Annotated in this window: 5 protein-coding genes; all 5 read right to left on the bottom strand. The window is 49.4% G+C overall.

Annotated elements, in window-relative coordinates; translation table 11 throughout:
* Window positions 1-307: 307 nt before the first annotated feature.
* Window positions 308-2,557 (bottom strand): S9 family peptidase, encoded by a 2,250-nt coding sequence (locus tag B5G04_RS18880; RefSeq protein WP_087398339.1) that lies wholly within the window; start codon window positions 2,555-2,557, stop codon window positions 308-310.
* Between the two features lie 146 nt (window positions 2,558-2,703).
* Complete coding sequence (locus tag B5G04_RS18875) at window positions 2,704-5,112, bottom strand: beta-L-arabinofuranosidase domain-containing protein (RefSeq protein ID WP_087398338.1); 2,409 nt, start codon at window positions 5,110-5,112, stop codon at window positions 2,704-2,706.
* A 35-nt stretch (window positions 5,113-5,147) separates the two neighbouring features.
* On the bottom strand, window positions 5,148-7,589 hold the full coding sequence (locus B5G04_RS18870) for a glycoside hydrolase family 127 protein (RefSeq protein ID WP_087398337.1): 2,442 nt from the start codon (window positions 7,587-7,589) through the stop codon (window positions 5,148-5,150).
* A gap of 472 nt (window positions 7,590-8,061) precedes the next feature.
* Window positions 8,062-8,232 carry a hypothetical protein gene (locus B5G04_RS20110; protein ID WP_158100146.1) on the bottom strand — a complete coding sequence of 57 codons (171 nt, stop codon included), beginning with the start codon at window positions 8,230-8,232 and terminating at the stop codon, window positions 8,062-8,064.
* A 317-nt stretch (window positions 8,233-8,549) separates the two neighbouring features.
* Window positions 8,550-12,509 (bottom strand): hybrid sensor histidine kinase/response regulator transcription factor, encoded by a 3,960-nt coding sequence (locus B5G04_RS18860; RefSeq protein ID WP_087398335.1) that lies wholly within the window; start codon window positions 12,507-12,509, stop codon window positions 8,550-8,552.
* Between the last annotated feature and the right edge of the window lie 73 nt (window positions 12,510-12,582).

Here is a 12,582-nt window from a genome sequence, read left to right as displayed (position 1 = left end):
TGTTTTGAATTTCTCCAAAAAGTTTTTCTTGGCTTGATGTATTCGTTTTCGTGTGTGCTTTGGGCGATTTTTTGGTCTTTTTCGCTCCTGTTCTTCGTCAGATAGCCCGCTATCTTCCTCATCACAGAAGCGAAAATGCCTCAAAAACTCATCCCAAATCAGCGCACGATAAATTCAAAACAGCTTCTTAAAAGGAGCTAGAAGACCAATACTTTTATGCTATTGGCTTTTAACTCCTGCCGAAGGCATAACTCCTTCTAACTCCTTTTACCTACTGGTTTCGTGAGGATATTCATATTATAAGAAGCTATTGATTTCCTGTTTTCACGTCGCTCCATGCCGGAGGATTGACACCCATCAGGTGGCGCACAAAGAAGTCGTAACGTTTGTGCTCGCCGAAAGCTTCGCCCATGGTGTGGTGCGCTCCGGGGACAACTACCAGTTCGAAATCTTTGTTGGCTTTGATCAGCGCATTGACCACTTGCATGGTGGAGGCAGGGTCTACGTTGTCGTCCAGTTCGCCTACCACCAACATCAGCGGGCGAGTCAGCAGGTGGGCGTTTTCCACGTTCGAGCATTCCTTGTATGAATCGTCTATCGGATAGCCCATCCACAGTTCGTTCCACCAAATCTTATCCATGCGGTTGTCGTGGCATCCGCAAGCCGAGTAGGCGGCTTTGTAGAATTCGGGGTGCATCAGGACGGCGTTCAGTGCCTCTTGTCCGCCGGCCGAACATCCGAAGATACCTACACGGTCGAGGTCGATGTACGGATATTTCTGCGCAAGGGCTTTCAGCCAGGCAATGTGGTCTGCCAGTCCGGAGTCTTTCAGGTTCTTGTAGCATACTTCCTCAAACTCTTTCGAGCGGAACGAAGTGGTCATGCCGTCTACCTGCACCACGATGAAGCCCAGTTCGGCAATCGCCGACATGTAGCCGTTGAAAGGTGAGAAGGTCTTGGGCACGTATTGGTCGCCCGGACCAGAGTAGATGTATTCGATAACAGGGTATTTCTTCGAAGCGTCGAAGTTGGACGGACGGTAGACAATGCCCCACATATCGGTCTTGCCGTCGCGTCCTTTGGCTGCGAATACTTCGGGAGCTTTCCAGCCGTTGGCGGTAAGTTTCGAAATATCGGCTTTTTCCAGTTCCATCAGTACTTTGCCGTTTTCCGCGTTGCGCAGTACGGCTACAGGAGCCTGGTCTACTTTGGAATAGACATCTACCAAGTATTTATGGTCTGATGAATACCATGCTTTGTGCATTCCCTCCTCAGGAGTCAGTTCTTTCATGCCTTTGCCATCGAAGCCGATGCGGTAATAATGTATCAGATACGGGTCTTCGTCTTTGTTCACCCCGTTGGCCGAGAAATAAATCTGCTGGTTGGCTTCGTCGACGTATTGCACTTCGCGTACGTACCACTCGCCTTTGGTGATTTGGTTGATGGGGCTTGCCGTAGCGCGGTCGTATAGATACAGGTGGTTGTAGTTATCCCGTTCACTCGACCAGATGATGCGTTTGCCGTCGTTCAGGTAGTAGCGGTAGATGCGCGGATAGTTGACGTATTTTTCTTCCTTTTCTTCGATAAGCGGGCGTACGCTGCCATCAGTTACCGACATTTCGAGTACCCGGTAGACTTTGTGTCCGCGTTCGTTGTATTCGAAGGTAATTCCTTTGCTATCGCTGTTCCACATCGGTCCGTACAATTCATATTGCCGGCTGAAGAGTTCGGTAGAAGGAATCAGCCGTTTGCCATCTTCCACCCCGAAGATGCAAGGCACTTTAAAGGGTAATTCATCGCCCGGTTTGGCGTATTCTTGCTTGTGCAGTTTGGGCTGAAGCTGGTCGGCAGGTGATGATTCCACGTAGTATACATACCGTTTCTCGGTAGGGCGGATGCGGCAGGAGGCTACATACTTCGAGTCGGGCGACCAATAAATGTAAGAGGAGTAATAGTTTGCCATCGTGCCGTCCTGGCTCAGTTGCTTTTCTTCACCGGTTTTGATATTGCGTACGCATACGTTGTCGTTTTTGATGAAAGCCACATACTTGCCATCGGGCGAAGTGACGGGTGCTCCCTCTTTTTCGTCATCCCGTTCCATCCAGTGGCGTTGCGGTCCCGGTGCAGGAAGGTTGCCTTCCTCGGTCAGCTTGTTGCGGGTGATGTCGAAGCACCAGCGCTTTCCTTCAAAAACGAAGCGCAAGGTGTCCAGGCTTTGCAACACGCGGCATCCGCGGATGGGAAGCTGCATCGGGTCGATTTCTTTGCTTGTGCTTGCGGCAAGGGATGCCGATAACTTGTTTGAGTCGAATAAAAGAGCGCGTTTCTTCTCGCTGGCATCTACTTTCACGTATTCCTCACCTTCGGGGGTATTTCGTATGTACCAAAAACAATCGGTGCCTTCTATCCACTGCGGGTTTACGTTGCTGTAGTATACTGATTTCGGACTGTATTTTTCGCGCAGCCCGTAAGCGCGGTTGTAATCTTCTAATGTGCCTTGCGCCCAAGCCGCACCGCTAATCAGGAGTGCGGCGGTTGTGAGTATGGAATATTTCATTGGTTTGTCGGGTTTATATTGTGTAGGTAACGTATTAAGGAGAGAAAGGAAGCGAAGTTCGAATATAAGCTTTATTTTTTAGCGATATCATCAAAACTTTACCTCTTTTATCTCCTTACTACTTTACCTCCTTTACTACTTGAATACTATTTCACTTCCCATTCATAAATTCCGGAAGCGTTTTTCTCTGGTAATACAACTTCCAATTTGACGGCTTTGGTTTTGACCGGTTCGAAATCAACAATGTTCGGGTCGCCTTTCTTTACGCCATAGTTATTCAGATTCTGAACCGGAGTCCATGCACCTGCTGCGTCCTTGTAGTAAATCTTCCATGACTTCGGGACACGGCATCCGCCCCATGGAGCGTCATCGAACCAATAAACCGTAGAGCTGGAGACGGTCATTTCTTCAGGGAACTCGTATGAAATCCATTCGGTTGTCCCTTCTTTAGGCCACCAATGATAATAAGGAATGGTACGGTCGTTCTCATCTTTTGGCACCAGTCCGTCGGAGATAGAAGAAAGCGATGAACCTTTGTGAGATGCATCTACCTTGCTTTTCGATGCCAATGTAGGAATAGCCGTCGGACGGGTAGCGTTTACTTCATAGGGCAACCATACCGCCATGTTGCCCGAGCCACGGTGTGCCCATGCATAGTAAGGAATCAGAGTCAGTGTATGGTCTTTTGCAACGAGGCGTCCGTTGTTGTCATATTCCAGGGTTTGTGCCTGAGTTTTGATTTCATTGATGCCGTACAGCAGGTCGGGTTTGCTCACCACTTCAAATTTCGGTGTGCGGTTCATCAGGATGCTCAGTACGTCGAAGTCGTTGTCGGGCCATTCGGCGCAATATACAATCGGGCCTCTTTCTATCGCAATGCGTCCACGGTCGGCTTCCACTTTGTTGTTGGCTTTGACGGTGCGCGGTTCCATGTCGAAGTGCACTTCTACCTGATCGCCTTTCTTCCATTTCCGGTCGATGGTAAAATAGCCTTGCTGCAGTTCAGCATTCATTTCTTCACCGTTTACTTTCACGCTGTATTTGGGGCGCAGTCCGTCAGTGTACATATACAGGTCGCTCGGCACGACTTGATTTTGTACCCAGCCCGGTATGCGGACTTTCATGGCGAATTGTCCGGCACTGTTACGGTCTACGGTGATGGTGACATCTCCGTTCCAAGGATACGAAGTGGTTTGTGACAGTTCTACTTTCTTGCCGTTAACTTTCAGTGTCGCGTTGTTCGACATGAAAAGGTTGACGTATACATTGCGGTCTTTTACGGCATATACATATCCCGGAAGCGAAGGAATAAAGCGGCAGATGTTCGACGGGCAGCAAGCACATCCGAACCAGGGCTGACGCTGGTGTTGTCCCATAGATTCCAAGGGATTGGGATAGAAGAATCCTCCGCCGTCGAGCGATACGCCCGAAATCAATCCATTGTAAAGCGTACGTTCCAGTACATCGTAATATTTGGCATCGCCATGCAACAGGAAGAGACGGTAATTGACATACACATTGCCGATAGCTGCACAAGTTTCGCAGTAAGCCGACATATTAGGCAGTTCGTAGTTGGCTCCGAAAGCTTCTCCATTGCTGGTGGCTCCGATACCGCCGGTAATATAGAGTTTCTTGCCTACAATGTTGTCCCAAATGCGGTCGATGGCATGTACATACGATGTGTCTCCTGTCAGGGCTGCCACATCTGCCATGCCGGCATACATATAAGTGGCCCGCACGGCGTGTCCTACCGCTTCGTCTTGTTCGATGACCGGTTTGTGTGCCTGGCTGTATTCGTCACGACGTGATGTGTAGCCACGTTTGTCGAGGAAGAATTTGGCTTGTTTCAGGTATTTTTCATCACCGGTAACGAGGTATAGCTTGGCAAGTGCCATTTCGGCTATCTGATGTCCCGGTACACGTACCACCTGGTTGGGGCCGTCGCCTATTTCACGGCATACGCAGTCTGCATAACGGATAGCGATGTCGAGAAAATTACGTTTTCCAGTAGCCTGGTAGTGAGCGATAGCGCCTTCTATCATGTGTCCCAAGTTATAGAATTCGTGACTCAGTTCCTCTACTTTCTCCCAACGTTTGCTTCCCGCCCATTCGTGCGGATGTTTGGGATTCATCGTACGTGATGTATACAAGTAACCGTCGGGTTCTTGTGCAGCGGCGACAATGGTCAACACACTGTCGATGTATTTTTCCAGTTTCTTGTCGGGATAGGTTTGGAGCAGGTAGCTGGCTCCTTCAATGGTTTTATATACATCGGTATCATCGAAAGACAATCCGCCTACCTTGATGGTATCGCTTGGATGAGCGGCCATCTCAAAATTTTTATAACGTCCCGTCTCTTCACATTTGCTGAATGCCAACGGAATAGTTGTTTCACGGCTCGCCTTCAGCCGTTGTCCCCAAAAAGAATCTGTAATCTTTACAGAAGTGAACGGAACGGGATCGATAGGATACCCATGTGCCGCCGTTCCCTTTTGTGCATATGCTCCTCCTGTTACGATAAAGAAGAGCAAGGCAGAAATCATCAGTTTTTTCATGATTTGTATTTTTTATGTGAGTTAATTGTTTACTGTCATTTCACTTTCCATTCGATGATTCCTCCCGATTCGCCCGGCTGGAGCTGAGCGGCTATTTTCAGTCCGGTGGTCTTTACGGGCTTGAAGTCGAGGCTGTTGTAGCAATCTTTCTTTACGCCGTATTCGCCGAGGGCTTCCACTTCTTTCCACGTGTTTCCTACCTTATAATATAATTTCCAGGTTTGCGGCACGCGGAAGTTGCCATCGTAGTGGTCGAAGTCGAGCCAGTACACCTGCACGTTCGATACGGTATAAGGCTGGTCGAACTCGTAGGCAAGGCTTTCTTCGGTGCCTTCTTTCAGCCACCAGTAGTGGTAAGGCTTCGAAGTATCCGACGAACGGCGTGGTTCCCATTGGTCGTTCAAACCCCACGCATACGAGATGACCGAAGCCGATTCGGGTGCATCTTTCTGGATGGGTGCCTGTATGCTGAACATCTGTGCCTTGCTGGCTATGGTCGGTTCGGGTGTCGGGGTAGCGTATTCCTTGGATTCGGGAATCCATACTTCCATCTGGTCGGCACCGCGGTTGTTCCAGGTAGAGTAGGGGATGGCGCGGAAGGTCAGGTCTTTCACCGAGCTGTCGCGTTCCACTTCCTTGGCAGCCCCGCTCAATACCATCACGCCGTTGAGCAGGTTGGCTTCGTAGGTGGCACTGATTTGTGTGTCGGGGGTGATGAACTTGTTAAACACGGTGCTGTCGGGCTGGTCTTTGCCTTCCAGGCAGAATACGATAGGTCCGCGTTCCAGTGCCAGCATGCCACGGTCTACTTCTACCGAGTCGTTCGCCTGGATGCGTCGCACGTCCATTGGCAGGTCCAGTTCGATGACGTCGCCTGCTTTCCAGGTGCGTACCAAGGTTTCGTAACCGTCGCCTTCGGCTGCCCGTGCCGACGAGCCGTTTACTTTCAGGGTATATTTTTTCGGAGCATCGGTATAGGCGTAGAGGTCGGAAGCTACCGGCGCACTCTTTGCCCAACTGGGGATGCGCAGACGGATGGCGAACTCTCCTTCTTTATCAGGCGTCACCTTAATGGCTATCTTACCGTTCCAAGGATATCCGGTAGTCTGTTCCAGTGTGACCTTGGTGCTGTCGGCAAGCTGCATTTCGGCTTTACCTTGTATATAGAGGTTGACGTAGATGTCGTTCTGCTGGGTGGCGTAGGCATAGTTGGGCACGGAAGCGATGAAGCGGGTCACGTTGCCCGGGCAACAAGCGCAGCCGAACCAACGTTGGCGTTCGTGCTGTCCCATCGATTCCAGCGGATTGTCGTAGAAGAACTTGTCGCCACTGAGCGACACGCCGCTGATGACACCGTTGTAAAGCGCACGTTCCAGCACATCGATGTATTTCGATTCGCCCGTGGCAAGGAACATACGGTAGTTCCAATATACATTGGCGATAGAAGCGCAGGTCTCACAATAGGCGGTGTGGTTCTGCAGTTCGTAATTCGGTCCGAAGCCTTCGCCTTGCGCACGCGAACCCATGCCGCCGGTGATGTAGAGCTTCTTGCTGACGAGGTTGTCCCACAGGCGGGTCAAGGCATGGAAGTATGCCGTATCATGGGTCAGGGCTGCCACATCCGCCACACCCGAATAGAGGTAGCCGGCACGTACGGCGTGGCCCACGATTTCGTCTTGTTGCAGGATGGGCTTATGGTCTTGGCTGTATTCGCTCAGCTTGTGTCCGTCGGTGCCCCGTCCGGTTTCTTCTACGAAGTATTTCGCCATGTCGAGGTATTTCTGGTCGCCTGTCACCTTATATAATTTGCAGAGCGCCATCTCTACGATGGGGTGTCCGCTGGGTCGGTGTATCTGTCCTTCGCCCGGTCCGAAGGTCTTGCAGACGAGGTCGGCGTTCTTGATAGCTACATCCAGGAAGGTACGCTTGCCGGTAGCACGGTAATGGGCGACGGCTGCTTCGTACATGTGTCCGCTGTTGTACAGCTCGTGGCTGTTGATTTTTTCCCATTTCGAGCGTCCCCACCATCCGGAGAGACGATAACATTTATTGGTGACGCAGGTAGTAAGATAACCGTCCGGTTCTTGCGCCGCGGCAATGATGTTGATGACGCTGTCCAGGTAATGGTCCAGTTGCGGGTCATATTTCACCGCGAGCGAATACGATGCCCCTTCTATCACCTTATAAGGATCGGTATCGTCGAACGAGAAGTCGCCCCGGTGCTCTCCTTTTTTCAGTCCGGCGGCAATGGCGAAGTTATCAAATCGTCCGTTTTTCTCACATTCTTTAAATGCGGAAGGGATAGACACGGTGCGGTTGGTCTCGATGCGGGGCAACCAGAAGCTATCGCTCAGGTGCACCTGAGTGAACGGCACTTCCTGAATGGGAGCATCGGGCTGGATATAGGCAGGTTTGCCACACGAAGTGACTCCCAACGCTACAAGTCCGCTCATCAGTGTTAACAGATAGTTCTTCATATTATTATTTTTAAAATTTCATCTGCACAAATGTAGGAGGAAATCTGAAAACCGGATAAAAAGATAGTCCATACTTATAAGAAAATAGTCGTGTAGAGGTCTACAGAATATGCTGTACAGCACGTTTAAACAGGATATAGACGATTTTGTCATCTGTTTGGATGATTTTTACAGATAAATATATCCACAAACCAATTGTTTTACTATGTTGTAAGAGATTGTTTTAATTTCTCCGATAAATTTGCTTAGCAGATATGAATCAATATATGATTGAATGGTTTAGGATCTGTTACAGGCTACCTTCTTTTTACGTTTTCCATATGAAAACCGTACGGTTTCCATATCGAGAACGTACGGTTTTCAATTGGAGAACGTACGGTTTTGATATGAAAACCATAAAAGGATGCCGTCCGGATTGATAATACAACCCTATCAGAAACTCCAAATATTGGGAAGGATTTTGGGATTTTGATTAAGAAGCTGTTTTGAATTTCTCCAAAAAGTTTTTCTTGGCTTGATGTATCCGTTTTCGTGTGTGCTTTGGGCGATTTTTGGGTCCTTTTCGCTCCTGTTCTTCGTCAGATAGCCCGCTATCTTCCTCATCACAGAAGCAAAAATGCCTCAAAAACTCATTCCAAATCATCGCACGATAAATTCAAAACAGCTTCTAAAATGAATATCCGCAAAATGCCAGCAGATAAAAGAAGTTAGAAGGAGTTATGCCTTCGGCAGGAGTTAAAGGACAATAGTATTGGCTTCTAACTCCTTTTATAGTAGAACAAAATTGGTTTGCGAAAAAATCTTGATGTATTGTCATAATCGAATGGATTTTCCGCAGGAAATAGGCACTCAGCATGACAAATGTTTTTTCGCATTTTATTTCTGATTGACTATAACTCCCTCAAATAACTCCTTCTAACTCCTATTGGTAAAATACGGACATTCATAAAAGACCGTCCATCACTTCGTTGCGGTTTTCCCCGACGCGATGAATTTACCGGGCGTCATGCCGAACTGCTTCTGGAAACACTTGCTGAAATACGACGGGTTGCTGAAACCTACCATGTAACTCACTTCGCTGATGTGGTATTTGTTTTCTTGCAACAACAATGCCGCCTTTTTCAGTCGTACCAATTGAATCATCTCATTGGGTGTAACGTTTGCCAGCGCTTTTATTTTCGCGAACAAGCCCGAACGGCTGATGCCTAACTTTTCGGCAAGAAAATCGACCGACAAATCGGGGTTGTCGAAATTGTTTTCTATCAGTTGGTTCATCCTGGTCAGAAACTCTTCGTCTGCCTGGTTGCCCGCTATCGTGCTGATGGGCACTACCGGCATCTGCGAGAATTTCTGCTGTAATTGGCTGCGCAAGTCCATCAGGTTTTTCACGCAGGCTTCCAGGTATTGCATGGAAAACGGTTTCTCGATATACGCGTCCGCGCCGCAATTCATGCCTGCAATCTTCGAAGCGTTATCGGTTTTTGCCGTCAGCAGGATAAAAGGAATGTGACTGGTCAGCCGGTCTTCACGCACCCGGCGGCACAATTCGATACCATCCACGTTGGGCATCATCCAGTCGCTGATGATAAGCGAAACTTCTTGTTCTTTCAGTCGTTGTAATGCTTCTGCGCCATCGGCTGCGGTAATCACTACATAGGCGGTGCCGAAGCTGTCTGCCAAAAAACTTGACATGTCTTCGTTGTCTTCCGCTATCAAGACGACAGGCAGCTTCTTATTCGCCAAACCGGCAGGCTGCACCTGCAGAATGCCTTCGGGCACTTCCGGGACTTCTCCGGCAGTTTCTATGGAGTCGGTTTTCTCTTGCCGCACCGGCAGTGTAACACGGAAAGACGAACCTTTGTTTTCTTCCGACAGTACATCGATGCGTCCGTGGTGAGCTTCTACAATGCCCTTTACGATGCTTAATCCGATGCCTGTACCCGGCTTGTTGTCGTGCGCCTGATAGAAAGGACGGAAGATAAGTTGCAGTTCTTTGGGGCTCATACCTTTCCCGTTGTCGGTTACGGTCAAGGTAAACGTATGCTCTTGCGCAGCAAATTCCATTTTCACCTGGTCGCGGGTGTACTTGTTGGCGTTAGTCATCAGGTTGCTCAGCACTTTGGTGACCGCCTCGCGGTCTACATCGGCACGGAAGTCTTCGGGCGGATAGACCTCGGTCAGTGTAATGCCCCGTTGCTCCAGCGAAGGTTGGAAACGCTCGCACACGGCTTGCATCAGTTCTTTGATGTGCTGCGGCGCGAAGCGCATTTTCATTTCGTTTTGTTCCACTTTGCGGAAATCCAGCAACTGATTTACCAGATAGAGTAAACGCTGGCTATTACGATCGATGATATTCAAGTCGTTGCGCACTTCCGACGGCAGGTTTTGCGTAGACTGCATCACCTTTTCCAACGGCCCGATGATGAGCGACACAGGCGTACGGATTTCGTGTGCAATCATGGTGAAAAACGAAATCTTGGCTTCGTGCATTTCTTTTTCCTTCCGCACGTTCAGTTCGTCGATGGCCTGCGCGTGTCTTTTTTCACCTCGGCGTACGATGTAGCGTATCAATACGGCCAGCGCGAGCACGGACAGGACGATGTAGGCAGCCTTGAACGGGATAGACAGGTAAAAAGGAGGATGGATGACGATGCGCAGGGCGGTGCCTTCTTTGTTCCACACCTTGTCGTTGTTCGAAGCCTTTACCCGGAACGTATAAGTCCCTGCAGGAAGGTTGGTGTACGTGGCATTGTGCTGTGACCCGACGTAGTTCCAGTCTTTATCAAAGCCTTCCAACATGTAGGCATACTGGTTTTTCTCGGGGGTACAATAACTCAATGCCGCGTATTTCAAGGTGATGACATTGTCGGTGTACGGCAGATGCAGTTCTTCTAATTCGCCGATAGCTGCGGGTAGTATGCCTCCGGTTTCGGTAGCGATGGGTTTGTTGAATATTTCCAGTCCGGTCAGCACCACGGCGGGGGCTTGTGTGTTCGATTTCAGGCGGTGCGGATGAAAACGGTTGAACCCGTTGATGCTCCCGATATAGATTTCACCGTTTTTCGACATTTGTACCGAAGCGGGGAGGAACGACTCGTTCTGCAGCCCATCACTGCGGGTAAACACTTGTGTCCGTCCGTTTTCCGGATGGTATTTTACCAGTCCCTTTGCCGTGGTGAGCCACAGGTGTTCATCGCTTTCCGCAATGGCGTTGATGCATTCGTTCGGGATGCGCAAGGCTTGCCACACGAAACGGTCTTCTTTCTCCCGGTAGAGGCAGAGTCCTTCGCCCGTGGCTGCCCATAGCCTGTCTTTCCGGTCGATGTACAGCTGGTTGACAATCTGGCTGGCGATGCCTTCCGCCTTGCCGTAGGCTTTCCATTCTTTTTGTTCCGGCTGGTAGCGGTACAGCCCGTCACCCTGTGTGGCAATCCACAGGTAACCTTTCGCGTCTTCTTTCATATCGATTACGGTGGCTTTTACCTGTTCGATGCGTATCAGCCTGTCCGTGGGGCGGTCGTAGCGACATACCGAAACCATGGAGCCAGTCCATATCTGCCCCCTTCTGTCCTTGAATACGGTATAGATGCTCATTCCTTCCGGTTCCTGATCCTGATAGTCTTTTATCGCTCCGGTTTTCCGGTTCAGGATACGGATGTTTCTCCCGTACGTTCCTATCCACAGGTTATCGCCATCTATACATAACGCGTGTACGTTATCGTTGGCAAACGCCGTTCTGCCAGGAAAGTCTTCAAACCTGCGGCGGATGGGGTCGAAGCGACTTAATCCTCCATCGTCCGAGGCTACCCATATCTTGCCGTCCTCGTCTTCGCAAAAGCGACTGATGATGGTGCCTGTGAACAGACCATTCCCATTTGCGTCCGAATACCCTTCGAACTGTCCGCTGTAAGGCGGCAAGTAATTGATGCCGTTATAGAAGGTGCCTATCCAGATACCTCCCTCCCGGTCTTTCAGGATAGGATAGATAAACCGGTCGGAAAGCGCTTTGGTTTCTTCGCCATAATAAGCATACACCGCACTGCACCCGGTAATCCGATCAATCAGTGCCAGACCGTTATCCGATCCTGCCAATAATACATTGGACGAGTATTCGCCGATGGCATGGATGTGCGAAATGCCTTTGTCGCCATGCGGTTCCATATAACGTTCCACCGCTCCCGTCTGTGGATTGATTTTCCATATACCCTCTGTCCACGTACCTGCCCAGAGGTTTCCTACTGCATCTTCCCACATAGCCATTGAATAGAACGAGTCGGGATTGTCTTGCAACGGAAAGGCGGTAAATTGATTCTTCTGCTTATCGAACCTGTACAGCCTTGCCCAAGTAGATGCCCATAGTTCTCCCTTTTTGTCGCACAACAGGTAGAAAATGTTTCCGTCATCCTCCCGCATGGGGTAATGAGCCAGTTGTTTTCCGTTGGCATACCGGAAAACCCCTTGCGAACGGGTAGCTATCCAGACGTTACCTTGTGGGTCGCAGACGATTTTAGTAACCCAACTCCGGATGGGGCTAAGGCTATCTGCCGCCACCGGACGGAAAGGAATGATTCGCTCCGGCTTCCGCTCGAAAATGTATACGCCACAATCGGTGCCCAACCACAGACTGTCTCCCCTCTCGCAAAGACAAGAAATGGTATTAGTAAGAAATTCTGGTGAAGAAGCGCTTTCTTTCTGATAAAACGTAAACTCGATTCCATCGAAACGATTCAGTCCGTTGTCTGTACCTATCCAGATGTATCCTTCGGCATCCTGTAAAATATCGTAAACAGTATTCGATGACATTCCGTTTTCTATGTTGTAGTGTCTGAACTGGAACAGGGAAGGCAGTGCATCGGCAGCCGCTCCGAATAAACAGACATTGCATAACATCCACAGACAGAATAGTTTCTTTATATTCATGGAATTAATGATTTTCGAATAACGGCGCAATTTACGGAAAATAATTTAAAAGAATGTCATCTGTCTTGATTTT

This window comes from Bacteroides sp. An51A, from assembly GCF_002161565.1.
Classification (GTDB): Bacteria; Bacteroidota; Bacteroidia; order Bacteroidales; family Bacteroidaceae; genus Phocaeicola; species Phocaeicola intestinalis.
Note: the sequence above shows the minus strand (reverse complement) of the source record. Positions and strands in the feature narration are given on the sequence as shown.

Bases quoted from the DNA above. Each gene is read 5' to 3' on its own strand.
- B5G04_RS18880 (WP_087398339.1), bottom strand. From the start codon at position 2,557: ATGAAATATTCCATACTCACAACCGCCGCACTCCTGATTAGCGGTGCG.
- B5G04_RS18875 (WP_087398338.1), bottom strand. From the start codon at position 5,112: ATGAAAAAACTGATGATTTCTGCCTTGCTCTTCTTTATCGTAACAGGA.
- B5G04_RS18870 (WP_087398337.1), bottom strand. From the start codon at position 7,589: ATGAAGAACTATCTGTTAACACTGATGAGCGGACTTGTAGCGTTGGGA.
- B5G04_RS20110 (WP_158100146.1), bottom strand. From the start codon at position 8,232: ATGATTTGGAATGAGTTTTTGAGGCATTTTTGCTTCTGTGATGAGGAA.
- B5G04_RS18860 (WP_087398335.1), bottom strand. From the start codon at position 12,509: ATGAATATAAAGAAACTATTCTGTCTGTGGATGTTATGCAATGTCTGT.